At 60.6% G+C, this 15,011-nt stretch carries 15 protein-coding genes and 1 pseudogene; 4 read left to right on the top strand and 12 right to left on the bottom strand.

Features of this window, described 5'->3' with window-relative positions; translation table 11 throughout:
• Positions 1 to 20: 20 nt before the first annotated feature.
• The 4 genes from phnD to ACI2JR_RS09915 all read right to left on the bottom strand — a co-directional run bounded on the left by phnD (position 21) and on the right by ACI2JR_RS09915 (position 4,388).
• Positions 21 to 962 carry a phosphonate ABC transporter substrate-binding protein gene (gene phnD / locus ACI2JR_RS09930; RefSeq protein WP_132728291.1) on the bottom strand — a complete coding sequence of 314 codons (942 nt, stop codon included), beginning with the start codon at positions 960 to 962 and terminating at the stop codon, positions 21 to 23.
• Positions 963 to 985: 23 nt separating this feature from the next.
• Positions 986 to 1,828: a phosphonate ABC transporter ATP-binding protein gene (gene phnC / locus ACI2JR_RS09925; RefSeq protein ID WP_132728293.1), complete on the bottom strand. Its 843-nt coding sequence runs from the start codon at positions 1,826 to 1,828 to the stop codon at positions 986 to 988.
• A gap of 173 nt (positions 1,829 to 2,001) precedes the next feature.
• Complete coding sequence (locus ACI2JR_RS09920; protein WP_132728295.1) at positions 2,002 to 3,183, bottom strand: amidohydrolase; 1,182 nt, start codon at positions 3,181 to 3,183, stop codon at positions 2,002 to 2,004.
• Positions 3,184 to 3,194: 11 nt separating this feature from the next.
• Positions 3,195 to 4,388, bottom strand: a complete 1,194-nt coding sequence (locus tag ACI2JR_RS09915) for an MFS transporter (protein ID WP_462478438.1) — start codon at positions 4,386 to 4,388, stop codon at positions 3,195 to 3,197.
• 135 nt (positions 4,389 to 4,523) lie between these two features.
• Between ACI2JR_RS09915 and ACI2JR_RS09910 the strand changes: the two genes are divergently transcribed.
• Entirely contained in the window at positions 4,524 to 5,432 is a 909-nt protein-coding gene (locus ACI2JR_RS09910) for a LysR substrate-binding domain-containing protein (protein WP_132728298.1), read from the top strand.
• Here the strand turns inward: ACI2JR_RS09910 and ACI2JR_RS09905 are convergent.
• The 4 genes from ACI2JR_RS09905 to ACI2JR_RS09890 are packed head-to-tail and all read right to left on the bottom strand — an operon-like array spanning position 5,392 to position 8,464.
• Complete coding sequence (locus ACI2JR_RS09905) at positions 5,392 to 6,096, bottom strand: amino acid ABC transporter permease (protein ID WP_132728300.1); 705 nt, start codon at positions 6,094 to 6,096, stop codon at positions 5,392 to 5,394. The genes ACI2JR_RS09910 and ACI2JR_RS09905 overlap by 41 nt on opposite strands.
• Entirely contained in the window at positions 6,086 to 6,838 is a 753-nt protein-coding gene (locus ACI2JR_RS09900) for an amino acid ABC transporter permease (RefSeq protein WP_462478437.1), read from the bottom strand. The genes ACI2JR_RS09905 and ACI2JR_RS09900 overlap by 11 nt, the downstream gene beginning before the upstream one ends.
• On the bottom strand, positions 6,835 to 7,653 hold the full coding sequence (locus tag ACI2JR_RS09895; protein ID WP_132728304.1) for an amino acid ABC transporter ATP-binding protein: 819 nt from the start codon (positions 7,651 to 7,653) through the stop codon (positions 6,835 to 6,837). The genes ACI2JR_RS09900 and ACI2JR_RS09895 overlap by 4 nt, the downstream gene beginning before the upstream one ends.
• 1 nt (position 7,654) lies before the next feature.
• Complete coding sequence (locus ACI2JR_RS09890) at positions 7,655 to 8,464, bottom strand: ABC transporter substrate-binding protein (RefSeq protein ID WP_132728306.1); 810 nt, start codon at positions 8,462 to 8,464, stop codon at positions 7,655 to 7,657.
• A gap of 314 nt (positions 8,465 to 8,778) precedes the next feature.
• On the opposite strand from ACI2JR_RS09890, the gene ACI2JR_RS09885 reads away from it, so the two are divergent.
• On the top strand, positions 8,779 to 8,955 hold the full coding sequence (locus ACI2JR_RS09885; protein WP_132728308.1) for a hypothetical protein: 177 nt from the start codon (positions 8,779 to 8,781) through the stop codon (positions 8,953 to 8,955).
• Positions 8,956 to 9,068: 113 nt separating this feature from the next.
• Here the strand turns inward: ACI2JR_RS09885 and eutC are convergent, their stop codons facing one another.
• From eutC to eat, 3 genes are read right to left on the bottom strand one after another with little or no spacing between them, the layout of a single operon-like run.
• Positions 9,069 to 9,848, bottom strand: coding sequence for an ethanolamine ammonia-lyase subunit EutC (eutC, locus tag ACI2JR_RS09880; protein ID WP_462478436.1), 780 nt, complete (start codon positions 9,846 to 9,848; stop codon positions 9,069 to 9,071).
• Positions 9,845 to 11,233, bottom strand: coding sequence for an ethanolamine ammonia-lyase subunit EutB (locus ACI2JR_RS09875; RefSeq protein WP_462478435.1), 1,389 nt, complete (start codon positions 11,231 to 11,233; stop codon positions 9,845 to 9,847). The genes eutC and ACI2JR_RS09875 overlap by 4 nt, the downstream gene beginning before the upstream one ends.
• Positions 11,234 to 11,242: 9 nt before the next feature.
• Positions 11,243 to 12,622 carry an ethanolamine permease gene (eat, locus tag ACI2JR_RS09870; RefSeq protein WP_462478434.1) on the bottom strand — a complete coding sequence of 460 codons (1,380 nt, stop codon included), beginning with the start codon at positions 12,620 to 12,622 and terminating at the stop codon, positions 11,243 to 11,245.
• Between the two features lie 222 nt (positions 12,623 to 12,844).
• On the opposite strand from eat, the pseudogene ACI2JR_RS09865 reads away from it, so the two are divergent.
• Positions 12,845 to 12,943: pseudogene (locus ACI2JR_RS09865) on the top strand (hypothetical protein); the annotation flags it as partial.
• Positions 12,944 to 12,993: 50 nt separating this feature from the next.
• Entirely contained in the window at positions 12,994 to 13,926 is a 933-nt protein-coding gene (gene mmuM / locus ACI2JR_RS09860; protein WP_462478433.1) for a homocysteine S-methyltransferase, read from the top strand.
• Positions 13,927 to 13,957: 31 nt separating this feature from the next.
• Here the strand turns inward: mmuM and fbpC are convergent, their stop codons facing one another.
• Positions 13,958 to 15,004 (bottom strand): ferric ABC transporter ATP-binding protein, encoded by a 1,047-nt coding sequence (fbpC, locus tag ACI2JR_RS09855; RefSeq protein WP_462478432.1) that lies wholly within the window; start codon positions 15,002 to 15,004, stop codon positions 13,958 to 13,960.
• Positions 15,005 to 15,011: the final 7 nt, after the last annotated feature.

Below are 15,011 nucleotides of genomic sequence, written 5' to 3'. Positions count from 1 at the left end.
GAGGCGGCGTTGGGGCGGGATTAACGGGCGCTCACCAGCTCGCGTTTCATATCGATAATCTGCTGGAAATCGGCGACGCTAGACGGGCCGATATGCTGGGTACCGCCCATCGCTTTGATAAAGCAGGCGTGATCGTCGGTATCCAGTTTTTTGACCGCGGCGACGACTTTGGCTTTAAAATCAGCCGGCAGCGCGTTGCTGACCAGAATCGGGCCGTTCGGAATCAGCGGCGATTGCCAGATGATGCGGATCTGCTTCATCAGATCCGGGTGATCCATGCGAATCAGGCGGTTGAAGGCACCGACGCTGTAGCCGCTGTTATAGTCGCCGACCAGCGATGTCCAGGTTACCGCCCCGGCGAACTGCCCGTTCAGCACCCCAAGAATGTCCTGCTCGTGGCCGCCGGAGAAGGTCACGCTGGAGAAGAAGTTGTTATATTTATTATCCGTGGTACCGCCGAACTGCTGTTTAAAGGTCTGGTTCGGAATCAAAAAGCCGGAAGTGGAGTCCGGATCGGCAAAGCCAAACGCTTTACCTTTCAGATCTTCTAACTTCTGATACGGGCTATCGGCTTTGACAATCACCACGGAATGGTAGCCGCGGGACTGATCTTTATCATCCACGGCGATCCCGACGATATCGACCGCTTTCGGGTTATTGATATAAACCGAGGCGTATGACGACGGCGACATACTCAGCACCACGTCGACTTTCCCGCCCAGCAGACCCTGAATGACCCCCGAATAGTCGGAAGAGTTACGCAATTTGGTGTCGACGTTCAGCTCTTTATCGAGAAACTGTTTTACGCACTGGTTATCACCAATCTGCTGGGTGGCGTTCTGCCCGCCGAGGATCCCCAGGTTTAGCTCTTTCGGCTGCTCCGCCGCACCTGCCTGCCATGCCATCATCATTCCCGCGACCGCTGCGGAGAAACGAACTGCGCCAGTGATGTATTGTTTCATTATTTTGTCCGTGTGAGTGGAAATTAATGCAATTGGCTAATTTCATCACCGTACAGCCGGTGCAGGATATCCTGGTTCAGCTGTGAGGGATGGTCGTCAAAAATAATGTTGCCCTTCGCTACGCCGATAACCCGCGTGCAATACTCTTTCACCAGTTCTACCGAGTGCAGGTTCACCATCACGCTGATGCCCTGTTCGCTGATTTCACGCAGCACGTCCATGATGCGCTGCGTATTTTTCGGATCGAGCGAGGCGACCGGTTCATCGGCCAGCAAAATGCCGGGCTTCTGCATCAGCGCGCGACAAATCGCGACGCGCTGCATCTGGCCGCCGGAAAGGTTTTCCGCCCGCTGCAGCGCATGCGGCAGCATATTCATCCATTCCAGCAGCGCGATGGCGCGGGCGCGGTCGGCGTCAGGGAAGACTTTGAACAGCGACTTCAGCGTCGAGGTCTGGCTCAGGCGGCCCAGCAGTACGTTAGTCAGCACGTCGAGACGCGGCACCAGGCAAAAATCCTGGAAAATCATTCCGCACTCGCTGCGCCAGGCGTTCAGCGCGCGGCCTTTGAGTTTCGCCACGTCATGCGGCATGCCCACTTCCGGGTAGCTGAGGATCTCGCCGCCGGTGGCGCTATGAGTACCGTTCAGCACATGCAGCAGGGTCGATTTACCGGCGCCGGAACGGCCGATAACCCCCACCAGTTCGCCGGCATGAAGGTCAAAGCTGACGTTATCCAGCACGACTTGTTGTGCGTTGTAAGACTTATTCAGGTTGCGCACGCTTAAGACTTTTCGCTGCCGGACGGTATTCGGCTGAAGCAAATGCGGATAATCGATGTCGGTTACCGCGGCAAGAGAACTATTCATAAGAGCGTCCAGGTTCGTCATTAAACTGGCACTATTAATGGCGTTTTATGTGATCGTTAGATGACGGTAAGGCGAAAAAATAGTGAACGGCGAGATTATTGCGCCAGCGATAGCGCGGGGAAAAGCGGTGGAAGCCGCATCTGGCGCAGCGCGTCAGATGCGGAAAAAGCCCTTTATTCGTCGTTCAGCAGCGGGCTGACCAGCGCAATGTGGGTTTTGATACCGACGGCCAGGGCATCTTCGTCGATGCGGAAATGCGGATTATGCACGTTCCAGACGGCCCCTTTTTCCTTGTTGCCGCAGCCGATAAACAGGAAGGTACCGGGAACCTTTTCCTGATAGGAGGAGAAATCTTCGCTGCCAAACAGCGGCCGATCCTCCAGCTTCAGGGTCCCCGCCGGGAAGTGGCGTTCGATAGCGGCGCGGGCGATGGCGTTGGTGCTGTCGTGGTTGTGGCCGACGGCGTAACCCTGCTGCCAGCGAATGTCGCAGCTTGCGCCGTGGGCGGCGGCAATCCCGTCAATGATGCGCGACATCAGCTGCGGCACCGCTTCGCGGACCTGCTGGTTATGGGTACGCAGCGTGCCGGCCAGGCGGGCGCTGTCAGGGATGACGTTGTAGCTGTCACCGGCCTGGAAGGTAGCGATGGTCAATACCGGCGCCGTACCCGGGTCGATATTGCGCGCCACGATCTGCTGCAATGCCCCGACCATTTCCGCACCGATGGTGACCGGGTCGATACAGTGCTGCGGCATGGAGCCATGACCGCCTTTGCCACGAATGGTGATATCGAAATTGTCGCTGGAGGCGACGTAGACCCCCTCTTTCAGCGTCAGGGTGCCGACCGGGCTGGTGGGGAAAACGTGCAGACCGAAAATATGCTCCACGTCGTCGACCACCCCCAGCTCCACCAGCTCCCGCGCGCCGCCCGGCGGCACTTCTTCCGCCGGCTGAAAAATAAATTTAATGTTGCCGTGCAGGTTATCGCGCAGCTGGCACAGCACTTTTGCCGCCCCCATCAGCATCGCCGTATGGGCGTCGTGGCCGCAGGCGTGCATCACGCCAGGCACGGTGGAGCAGAAACTCTCGCCGCTCTCTTCCTGCAGCGGCAGGGCATCAATGTCGGCGCGCAGCGCCCACGTCGGGCCCGGATGCGGGCCGCGCAGCACGGCAATCACGCTATTATCCAGCGGGCGGCTAATCTCCAGCCCGGTAAACGACGCCAGCTCGCGGGCGATGTAATCGGCGGTCGGCTTCTCCTGGAAAGAGAGGTCCGGGTGAGCGTGGATGTGGCGACGCCAGCGCAGCGCCTCTTCGGCGGCGGCGGAAATCAGCAGTTCGGTGGCGTGATTCATCAGATTCTCCTTCAATCAGCAACGGGCAGGCCGGCGACGGTTTTGCGTTTCATCAGCGGCAGCACCGCTATCGCCGAGCAGACCATCGCCAGTGACAGAAACAGGAACGCGCTGGCATAGCTGTGGGTTTTCGCCACCAGATAGCCAATCACGATCGGCGAAACAAAGCCGCCAAGGGTGCCGCCGGTATTAATCAGGCCGATAGCTGAACCCATGATGTTCTCCGGCAGCCGCTTCATCGGCAGGGTAAAAGCGGTAACGAAAGTGGCCATTAAAAAGATCTCGCCGACGAACAGCAGCAGGCTGGCGGTCAGCGCCGTCCCGGCATGAAAAATCGCGAAAATGGCGGCGGCGCTGAGCAGGGCGCTGACGGCGATCACCAGCGGTTCACGATGAAGAAAATATTTCCCCACCAGCCAGCCGGTTCCCAGCGATGAAACCCAGATCCCGAGGCCGCCGGCGGCCACCACATAGCCTGAAGCCGACAGCGACATGCCCATGCTTTGGACGAAGAATTTCGGCAGCCACGCCATCAGGCCGTAGCTGGGAATGTTGACGCAGAATATAGAGATAAACAGCAGGATAACCGTAGGGTTACGCCACAGCGCGCCGCCAGAGGATGCCTTCTTCGCGACTGCGGGAGCCGGCGGGCGGCGCGGTACCCGCCAGGCAATGAGGGCGGCAGTGACGCAGACCAGCGCTCCGAGGGCGGCAAATGAGCGGTGCCAGCCCAGCAGCGACAGGGCGTTCACCGCGATAATCGGCCCGATAGTCATCGCCAGACCGGCGGAGGAGAGCAGAACTGACTGAGCGAAGGTGCGTTTTTCGACGCTGAAATTACTGACTACCGCTTTCGCGCATGAGCAGGGGTAGCCGGAATGGCCCACCCCTGAGAGAAAGCGAAACAGCAGCAGCAGACCAAAGCTGAGGCCCAGCACGCCGAAGCAGAGGGCGAAAATCCCCAGCGCCGACAGCGACAGTACCAGCATCGTTTTATAGCCAATCCGGTCGTTCAACCAGCCCGCCGGGACCTGGAACAGGGAGTAGGCGAGGAAAAAGATACCGGTGATGTAGCCCAGCTGTTCCGCGTTGAGGCCAAATTCTTTTTCGATCGGCAGCAGCGCGAAGCCGGTGACGGTTTTATCGATATAAACGAATACGTAGCCAATAAACAGCAAGAAGATCATTTGAGACTGACTTTTCATTTTTGTTTCCGCCTTTTGTCTCATTAGTGTGTGTTGTGTGTGCGGGAGACCCCATCCGCATCCTGGGGCTTTACTGCAACGGCGGGAAGATATAATTTTTCTATAGGTGATGCTTTTTTCTGATAGGGGTTGGCGGTGAAATATCTCCCAAAAGTGAGCCATCTGCAGGCGCTAAGGCAGGTGGCGCGCAGCGGCAGCATCCGTTCGGCGGCACGTGAACTGGGTCAGTCGCAGCCGGCGCTCAGCCGGACGTTGCGTGAGCTGGAGCAGACCCTCGGCACGCAACTTTTGCTGCGTAGCAAAGAGGGGATCACGCTCACCGAAGCGGGCAGCGCGTTTTCGCAGCGCGCGGAGTGGGTGCTGGAGGAGTTGCGCCGGGCGGCGGACGAGGTTGAACAAATCAATCAGGTGACCCACGGCCGCCTGACGGTAGGCTTTTCTTCGCTGATCGCGCTGACGGTGTTTCCGGCGGTGGCGGAGGGGTTTAAGCAGGCGTTGCCGCAGATGCTGCTGACGCTAAAGGAGGGGCAGCTCTCCTCCCTGTTGCCCGGGGTGCGCAGCGGCGAAATCGATCTGGCGATCGGTTCGGTGGACCCGATGCGGCCGCCGGAAGGGGTGATGATTGAGCCGCTGTTTACCGCGCCGTTCTGCGTGGTGGCGCGTAAAGGGCATCCGCTGGCGAATGAAAGCGATTTGATGGCCTTACGGCGGGCGAAATGGTTGCTGCCGGAGTCGCCGATGGGCTACTACCAGCAGCTGCAAAACGAGCTGATTCATTTTTATCGCCAGGTGGCGATCACCCCGCTGCGTACGGACTCGGTGATCACCGGCCTCAACATGGTGCTGGAGTCTGATTATCTGACCATTGTCGCCCGGGCTATGAGTCACCCGCTCCAGCTCGGGGATAAGCTGGTGACCCTGCCGGTTTCCTCGCTGCCGGCGGCGCAGTATTGCGCCGTGTGGTCGCAAAAATCGGCATTGACCGCGAACGCGCAGCAGTTTCTTACCCGCCTGCGTAGCGCCTGTCAGCGTTACGCCTGGTAAAGCGGCGGTTTGCCAGCAGGCTCAGGCCGCAGCACAGCAGGTAATAGACCGCGCCGGTGAAGACGAAAATCGCCAGCGGGTAGATCTGCACCCGGTTGTTCACCTGACCGGCGACGGTGGTGAGCTCCGGCACGTTGACGATAAACGCCAGCGAGGTGTCTTTCAGCAGGTTGATAAAAATCCCCACCAGCGACGGCTGTACGTTGCGCAGCGCCTGCGGCAGCAGGATTAAGCGCAGCGTTTGCCCCGGGGAAAAGCCCTGAGTACGCGCCGCCTCATACTGCCCGGCGGGCAGCGACTGCAGACCCGCGAGCACCGAGTGCATCACCGACGCGGCGGTAAACCAGGCCAGCGCCAGCGTCACCGTCACCGCGCCCGGCAGGTCGCTTCCGGTGAGCATCGGCAGCAGATACCACAGCCAAAAAATGACGAAAATAAGCGGAATGCCGCGAATCAGCTCCGCCCAGAGAAACAGCAGCCGGCGCACCAGGCCGCCGTAGCGCCAGGCCGCGCCTGCCAGCAGAATCCCGACGGGTAGGGCCAGTGCCGCCGCGCCGATCGCCATCATCAGGGTCAGCGCGACGCCGCCGGGAATGCCATCCGCCAGCCGTCCCCACAGCAGGTAATCGAGGTTATCGGCGATCACCGCCAGATTAGCGTTCATGCTGGGTGCTCCTGTGCTGGGTTTTGCCCGGGCCGAGACGCGACAGCGCTATCCCCATCACCACGCCGAGCGCCAGGTACAGTACCGTGCCGACGGCGAAGGCCTCCAGCGCATGGGCGTTATAGCTTTCGATTTGCCGCACCTGGTAGGTCAGTTCCGCAAAGCCGATACCGCTGGCCAGCGATGAAAGCTTCATCAGATTCAGGTACTGGCCAATGATCGGTTGCCAGGCGTTCGCCAGCGCCTGCGGCAGCAGAATATGGCGCAGCTCGCCCCATGGAGTAAATCCCTGGGAGAGGGCCGCTTCCTGCTGGCCGTGGCTGACGGCGCGCAGCCCGGAAGCGATCTCTTCCACCAGAAATGCGGAGGTAAACACCCCCAGTCCCCACATCGAACAGAGAAACTCCGGCGTCAGCCACCAGACGTTACCCGGCAGAATCGACCATGGACGATCGGCGTTGATAAAATCCCGCGCCGCCAGTGGCAGCAGGTTCCAGGCGGCGAAATACCAGAACAACAGCTGAACCAGCAGCGGGGTATTGCGAAACAGCGAGACCCAGCAGGCCACCAGCCCACGGCCCGCTTTGCCGCCGCCTAAGCGCAGCGCCAGCAGCAGAACGGCCAGCACGGTAGCCAGTATGATCCCGGCGACGCTGACCCATACGGTGGTCAGAAAGCCGGAGATGATCCACTGCAGAGGCTGCCCGCTCAGTACGCCGTGCCAGTCGAGAACAGGGCTCACCCGAGACTCTCCTGGTGCAGCGGATTGAGCACCTTTTGCAGGAAGCGACGCGTGCGGGCGTGCTGCGGATGGGCGAAAAATTGCGCCGGCGGCGCCACTTCGAGAATGTCGCCGCCGTCGATAAACACCACCCGGTCGGCAATTTCGCGGGCAAACTGCATTTCATGGGTGACCACCAGCATGGTGATCCCGCTGTGCGCCAGCGCCTTCATGACCAGCAGAACTTCGCCGATCATTTCCGGATCCAGCGCCGAGGTCGGTTCATCGAAAAGAATAATTTGCGGCGAGGAGGCGAGGGCGCGGGCAATGGCTACGCGCTGCTGCTGGCCGCCGGAGAGCTGGGCCGGCATTTGCCGGGCTTTATCTTCCAGCCCGACCTGTCGCAGCAGCTCCAGCGCCCGCTGACGGGCGGCGTGTTTCGCCCAGCCGTGCACGCGTTCCAGCGCAAGGGTGATATTTTCCTGCGCCGTCAGATGGGCATAGAGGTTGAACTGCTGGAACACAAAGCCCACGCGGCTGCGCAGCTGGCGCAGGGCGCTGCCCGTCAGTTGGCTCGTCGGTTTGCCGTCGATCAGGATCTCGCCGCCGCTGAGGGATTCAAGCTGATTGATCAGGCGAATCAGGGTGGATTTCCCCGATCCGGAGGGGCCGAGTATCGCCACCACTTCCCCGGGATCCACCTGCAGATCCACGCCGTTCAATACCTGATGATCGCCGTAGCTTTTTGCCGCTTTACGGAATTCAATGCTGGCGCGCTGCAGATGCGAAAAATCCGCGGACGAAGCCGCGGAGCGTGAAAACAGACCCGATAACATATTATTTAGCTTCTATGGTAAACGCACGCGGCTGAGGCGTTTTGGTGGCCGGGCCAAACCAGACGTCATAGATTTTCGCGGCCTGGCCGGTTTTCTCCAGGTTGACCAGCTCATCATTCACCGCCTTCAGCAGCGCCGGTTCGCCTTTCTTCACGCCAACGCCGATCTCTTCTTTGCTCAGCAAATCAGGGAGGATTTTAAAGTTGGCTTTGTCCGGGGCCTCTGCCAGCAGACCGGCAAGAATGGTGCTGTCCTGGGTGATGGCCTGAACGTTGCCGTTACGCAGCGCGGTCAGCGCCAGCGGAATATCGTCATAGGAGAGCACGCGCGACTGCGGGAAACGCTGGTGCAGCGCCTGTTCGCCGGTGGTGCCTTTTACCGCGCCGATCCGCGCTTTGCTGTAGCTGTCGAGCTGGTCCGCTGATTTTGCCGGGACGAGGAACTGCTGGCCGGTGACAAAATACGGCGTAGAAAAATCAATGACCTGTGCGCGTTCCGGGGTGATGGTGATATCGGCGACGATCAGGTCGGCTTTACCGGATTGCAGCAGCGGAATACGGTTGGCCGGGTTGGTGGCCACCAGCTCCAGTTTTACCCCGAGCGATTTTGCCAGCGCCTGGGCGAAATCGACATCATAGCCCACCAGCTGGTGGGTTTTCGGGTCGACGGAACCAAACGGCGGATTGGCGTCGAAGGTAGCGACTTTCACCACCCCTGCGGCTTTAATGTCTGCCAGCTGGTCTGCCTGAACCTGGGCGGTCAGCGCCAGAATTCCCAGCGCCAGCGCGATTTTTGTTTTTGCAATGCGCATGATTATTTCCCCTGAATCCCTGTTTTTGTTTTGTGGCTATCACGCTCCCACAAATGGGCCGCCCCCGGCAAAGAAGAAAAAGTTCTTATCTATAACGAAAAAGAACTTAACAAACTCATGGGTATTCCCCGTCCGCGGTGCGCTGACCGGGGCGATGGATCAGGGGGGGCCGGATAAGGCGCGTCGCGCCGCTATCCGGGGAGCGCTGCGTAATATGCGTCTTTCGGCATTGAAAACCCGGAATTGATATTTCCCGCAGCGGAGGATCTGTGGTTGAAATGTAGCCAGACAAATCGCTTCCCGACGGAGGAAAAATGAAAGTAGCACTATGGCAACGAATCACGCGCTGGCTGGCTTTTTTATCTACCGGTGAGGCCGGGCAGCAGGATACCCAACGGATGATGGAGGCAATATTACCGGTCGCCAGCCTGTACGGCGTGGATATTGGCAATGTTGAAACACGGTGGTTTCGTCATGATAAAACATACTGAGCGACGCAGGACGCGTGAAGCCTACTGGAACGAGGTGTGCTTTGTGTAGCGCGAGGCTGCTGGAGGTTGCGGCGAAAGGGACGACAGGCCGCAGCCTCCAGCAGCTTTAATCTTTAACCCGGTTGAATCCCCAACGGTTTCACCTTGCCATGTAGCGCCGGATTGTCACTTTCGTCCTTGAGGTGTACGCCGGTCAGACGACGTAAAAAAGCCTGCTCCAGCAGCCACGCCAGCTTGAAGGCGGCGGCATCATAACTCAGCCCTTGCGGGCGAATATTCGAAATACAGTTGCGCTCCGACTCCAGCCGCTGGCGATGCGGTTGCCAGGTCAGATAGACGCCAAGGCTATCCGGCGAAGAGAGCCCCGGCCGCTCGCCAATTAACATCGCCACCGCCCTGGCCTGCAGGGTTTCCCCGATATCATCCCCCAGCGCCACCCGCGATTGATGGGCCAGCACTACCGGCGCCAGGCTGATCCCCAGAGTGCGCAGATAGGGCAGCAGCGCGCGTATCAGCGGCAGAGCCTGCCGGTGCACCGCATAAGAGGAAAGCCCGTCGCCAATCACCAGCAGCAGGTCGGCCGGACGGGCGCCGCTGGCGGCCAGACCGGCGCGGCTGGCGTCATCCAGACGACGTCCCAGGTCGGGGCGGTTAAGGTAAATATGCCGATCGCCGGCGGCGCTATGGACCGTTAACGCTGAGAGGCCCATTGCCGCCAGTTCGGGTTCCAGCCGCTCGCTGGCAAACGGCTGGTGGATGGCATCGCGCGCTCTGGCGTGCGCGAGGCCGAAATTGAGCACTTCGCGAGTCGGCAGGCTGGCGCCGCTGCGGCCGAGAGCAATACGCGCAGCGGTAAATTCACGTAGCGGATTCCAGGCGTCGGGGCGATTCATACCGATTCTCCTTGCGGCAGGACGGACAGCAGCGGGTGACGGGCATCGGTCAGACGCAGCGCGCCGTCCGGGTCAATAATCTGCATTCTGCTCAGCCAAGCGGCGAACTCCGGCGCGTGCTTTAAGCCCAGCAGGCGCCGGGCGTACAGCGCATCGTGAAACGAGGTGCTCTGGTAGTTGAGCATGATATCGTCCGCGCCCGGAACGCCAATCAGGAAGGTCAGTCCGGCTGTGCACAGCAGGGTCAGCAGAGTATCCATATCATCCTGATCCGCTTCGGCGTGGTTGGTATAGCAGACGTCGCAGCCGAGGGGCAGCCCCAGCAGCTTGCCGCAGAAGTGATCCTCCAGACCGGCGCGGATAATTTGCTTCCCGTCGTAGAGATATTCCGGGCCGATAAAGCCAACCACCGTGTTGACCAGCAGCGGCTCAAAATGACGGGCGACGGCGTAGGCGCGGGCTTCGCAGGTCTGCTGATCCACGCCGTGATGGGCGTTGGCGGAAAGCGCGCTGCCCTGACCGGTCTCGAAATACATCACATTGTTGCCCAGCGTCCCGCGGTTGAGGCTCAAGGCGGCTTCCCGCGCTTCCTGCAGCAGCGCCAGATTGATACCGAAACCGCTGTTGGCCGCCTCGGTCCCCGCCACCGATTGAAACACCAGATCGACCGGCGCACCGCGCTCGATCAGCTGCAGGGTGTTGGTGACGTGGGTCAGAATGCAGGACTGAGTAGGGATGGCGAAGCGCTGAATAATATCGTCGAGCATATGGTTAAGCTGCGCCAGCACCGGCAGGCTGTCGCTGGCCGGGTTGATGCCGATCACCGCGTCGCCCGCGCCGTAGAGCAGGCCGTCGAGCATGCTGGCGGCGATGCCTTTCAGATCGTCGGTCGGGTGGTTGGGCTGCAGGCGCACGCTAAGATGCCCCGGCAGACCAAGGGTATTGCGAAAGCGGGTGGTGACCCGGCACTTGCTGGCGGCGAGGATCAGATCCTGATTGCGCATTAATTTGCTGACCGCCGCCGCCATCTCGGGCGTAATCGCCCGCGCCACCCGCTGCAGAGTGGCGGTATCGGTGGCGTCATCCAGCAGCCAGTCGCGGAAATCGCCCACCGTCAGGTGACGAATGGCGGCAAAACCCTGGTTATCGTGGGTATCGAGTATCAGCTGGGTCACCTCATCCTGTTCATAGGGGATGAGAGGATTCGCCAGAATTTCGCTCAGCGGGACGTCCGCCAGCGCGATTTTCGCCGCCATGCGCTCCTCGGCGCTATCGGCAATAATGCCCGCAAGGGCATCGCCGGAGCGCGTCGGGGAGGCTTTGGCCATTAATGTCTTCAGGCTATCAAAGCGCCAGACCTGGCCTGATAGCGTGGTTTTATACATGCCGACTCCTCAGGAGACTGTGCGCAGCTGCGGATCCACCGCCGCGCGTTCGCGGGAGGCCGCGGTTTTACGGAACCACAGGTAGCCTCCCAGCATCATTGCCGCGAAAATCAGCGCCAGCAGCGGGTTATACCAGACCATCGCCACCAGGCAGAGCACCGCCATCGCCAGCGCAAACGCGGGCGCCCAGGGGTACAGCGGCGCGCGGAACGGCCGGATCAACCTGGGCTCGCTGCGGCGCAGTTTAAACAGCGCCGCCATCGAGGTGATATACATAACAATAGCGCCAAATACCGACATCGTGACGATGCAGGCGGTCAGCGGCATGCCGCTGATGGTGATCAGCGAGTCGGAAAAAATCGCCGCAATCCCGACCACGCCGCCGGCAAGGATCGCCAGATGCGGCGTGCGGGTGCGGCGGTTGAGGGTCGCGAGGCTGGCGGGCAGATAGCCGGCCCGCGCGAGGGAGTAGATTTGCCGGGAATAGCCCATAATGATGCCGTGAAACGAGGCCACCAGGCCGAACAACCCCAGCCATACCAGCATATGCAGCCAGCCGCTGCTGCTGCCCACCACGATTTTCATGGCCTGCGGCAGCGGGTCATTGATATTGGCCAGCGTGCGCCAGTCGCCGACGCCGCCGGCGAACACCATCACGCCGATCGCCAGCACGGTCAGGGTCAGAATGCCGCCCCCCAGGGCGCGCGGGATGGTGCGCTGCGGATCTTTGGCCTCTTCGGCGGCCATCGACGCGCCCTCAATCGCCAGAAAGAACCAGATGGCAAAGGGGATCGCCGCGAACATCCCCGGCAGCGCCAGGCCGCTGAAGCTCTCCGCCCCGGCCCAGCCGTTGGCGGTAAAGTGGCTCCATGAGAAGCCTGGCGCAACCACCCCCATAAACACCAGCAGCTCGAAAATCGCCAGCAGGGTGACAATCAGTTCGAAGGTGGCCGCGATGCCGACCCCGAGAATATTCAGGGTCATAAAGACCACGTAGGCGCCGCAGGCTACCCATTTCGGATCCAGCGCCGGGAACTGAACGTTGAGATAGGCGCCGATCGCCATGGCGATGGCCGGCGGCGCAAAGACGAACTCAATCAGGGTGGCAAAACCGGCAATAAAGCCGCCGGTGGGGCCGAAGGCGCGGTAAGCGTAGGCGAACGGCCCGCCGGCATGGGGAATCGCGGTCGTCAGCTCGGTAAAGCTAAAAATAAAGGCGCAGTACATGGCGGCAATCGCCAGCGCCACAATCATAAAGCCCAGCGTCCCGGCCTGCGACCAGCCATAGCTCCAGCCAAAATACTCGCCGGAAATGACCAGCCCAACGGCAATGCCCCATAAACGGAAGCTGCCGAGCGTTCTTTTTAATGTCGTGGTTTGCCCTGTCATCGTGAATACCTCAGCGGATCAAGATGAACGAGAGTTGCAAGGAGGATGCCAGAATGTCGCCCGCGCCGCTGGCCCGGCCGACGGCGGCGGGTGGGCAAAAATGGGGCAGGATGCACGACGATCGCATGACGGAATGGTGCAGGGCGTTTTGCATTTTATGGCGCGGCAGGGTATAACGGACCTCTTTTGGATGTTTGGATGTCCATACGTTTAGAAGTTCATATGCAGACAACGCAACAAGCCGATGGGTAGTTAACGCGCATCATGAAAACGCGCCATCTGATCATGCTGTCATTGGGCGGCGTCATTGGCACTGGGTTAGGGTGCGTACTATCTGGCTCGTTCACGGACATTGACCCAGGAGTCTCAACATGTCGCAGAGTAACCCGTTAACCGCGCTCCTTGCCAGCCAGCCCTTTGTGCTGCTTGACGGCGCGATGGCGACGGAGCTGGAAGCGCGCGGCTGTCATCTCGCCGATAGCCTATGGTCGGCGAAGGTGCTGCTGGAAAACCCGCAGCTGATCCGCGATGTACACCTCGATTACTTTCGCGCCGGGGCGCAGGTGGCGATCACCGCCAGCTACCAGGCGACGCCGGCCGGTTTTGCCGCCCGCGGGCTGGACCAGGCCCGGTCGAAGGCGTTGATTAGCACCAGCGTTGAGCTGGCGCGAAAGGCGCGGGAAGCGTATCTGGCGGAAAACCCGCGGGCGGGCACGCTGCTGGTCGCCGGGTCGGTCGGGCCCTATGGCGCGTATCTTGCCGACGGTTCTGAATACCGCGGCGATTACCAGCGCACTGCCCAGGCGTTTCAGGCGTTCCATCGGCCGCGGATTGAAGCCCTGCTGGACGCCGGGGCGGATCTCCTGGCCTGTGAGACCCTGCCGTCGTTGGCCGAGATTCGCGCGCTGGCGGCGCTGCTCGCCGACTATCCGCGCGCTCGCGCCTGGTTCTCGTTTACCCTGCGCGACGCCGGACACCTGAGCGACGGCACGCCGCTGCGGGAGGTGGTGGCCGCACTGGCGGACTCGTCGCAGGTGGTGGCGCTGGGGATAAACTGTATCCCGCTGGAGAGTGCGACCGCCGCGCTGGCGCATCTGCAGAGTCTGACCGCGCTGCCGCTGGTGGTGTATCCCAACTCCGGCGAGCACTACGACGCGCAGAGCAAAACCTGGCATCGCCACGGAGAAAACTGCGCCCGCCTGCATGATTACCTGCCGCAGTGGCTGGCGGCCGGCGCAAAGCTGATTGGCGGCTGCTGTCGTACCACGCCGCAGGATATTGCCGGTTTAAACGCGCGCCGCTGAGGGTTGCCGGGCCGCAGTACCCGGCAACGCATTACGCCGCCTCGGCGAGAACAAACATGCCGTACGGATGGATTTCGAGGTAATAGTGCTCGCCCACGTCCGGCTGCAGGCGGGTGGCATTCACCTGCAATAAGATTTCCTGCCCTTGCCATACCACCGTCACTTCATACTGCGGCCCCATATAGGCCACGTGATGAATGACGCAGCGCTGACTCTCCTCTCCGCGATCGCTTAAGGTGATCGCTTCCGGACGCACGCCGAGGGTGCCGGAGCCCCCGGCAGCAAAGTGCGCAGGGCGCGGCAGACGGTAGCCGTAGATATCAACATATTCCTGACTGAAGGTAGCCGGGAACAGGTTGGCGTCGCCCATAAAGCTTGCCATAAAGCGCGAGGCCGGCTGACGATAGAGCTCCTGCGGTGAGCCGATCTGCATAATATGCCCTTTATTCATCACCAGTACGGTGTCGGAAACCGCAAAGGCTTCGCTCTGATCGTGAGTGACGTACAGCGAGGTGATATCAAACTGCTTTTGCAGCTCGCGGATTTTGTCGCGCATGCTGCGTCTGAGGTTGGCGTCAAGGTTGCTGAGCGGTTCATCAAACAGCAGCACCTTCGGTTTGAGGATCAGCGCGCGGGCCAGCGCCACGCGCTGCTGCTGGCCGCCGGAGATCTGGTCGACATAGCGCTCTTCAAAACCGTCGAGATCGACCATCGCCAGCGCCTCCTTCACCCGGCGCTTCACTTCGGCGCGCGACACGCCGAGCATCTTCAGGCCATAGCCGACGTTTTCGCCCAACGACATATGCGGAAACAGGGCGTAAGACTGGAACACCATGCAGATATCGCGCTGCTGGATAGAACGATGGGTCACGTCCTCGCCATCAATGAAAATCTGCCCTGCGCTCGGTTTTTCCAGCCCGGCGACCAGCCGCAGAATGGTGGTCTTTCCGCAGCCGGAAGGGCCGAGCAGGGTCACCATTTGTCCCTGCGGAATGATGAGATTGATGTTGTCGATAACGGTGTTGCTGGCAAATCGTTTGCTGATGTTGCGCAGCTCAACAAAATTTTTCTGACTCATAGTGCGC

Source organism: Klebsiella sp. NPDC088457, assembly GCF_044900465.1.
Taxonomy (GTDB): domain Bacteria; phylum Pseudomonadota; class Gammaproteobacteria; order Enterobacterales; family Enterobacteriaceae; genus Klebsiella.
Note: the sequence above shows the minus strand (reverse complement) of the source record. Positions and strands in the feature narration are given on the sequence as shown.